The sequence below is a fragment of the Paraburkholderia sp. RL17-381-BIF-C genome, from assembly GCF_046026435.1.
Taxonomy (GTDB): Bacteria; Pseudomonadota; Gammaproteobacteria; order Burkholderiales; family Burkholderiaceae; genus Paraburkholderia.
The window spans coordinates 1-327 of sequence record NZ_JARESX010000251.1; the positions used below are offsets into that span (position 1 = coordinate 1).

The 327-nt window shown below is 57.5% G+C and carries 1 pseudogene; it reads right to left on the reverse strand.

The features are described from left to right. Positions 1 to 327 (reverse strand): annotated as a pseudogene (locus P0D70_RS36925) (hypothetical protein); the annotation flags it as partial.

Genomic DNA, 327 nt, shown 5'->3' on the forward strand with positions numbered 1-327 from the left:
CATCATGTTGTTCATCATCTCCTGCTGCATCTGCAGGTATTGGTCAGTCATGTATTGACGCTGCCGCAGTTGCTCGGGTGTCAGGCGCGAGTAGTAGCCGCCCATATGCGCCCAGCCTCCCATCATTCCGGGCCCGGCGCCCCCCATCATTCCCGGGCCCATTCCATGACCCATCATCCCCGGCCCCCACATTCCGTGCATGATTGTCATCGCACTTTGCATTGTGGCCCAGTGCTGTTCTAGCAGCTTCTGGCGTTCCTGAGGGTCTTGAGTTTTGCGAATCTGGTCCATCTGCGCCTGCATTGTCTTCATTTGCTCCTGGAGCTG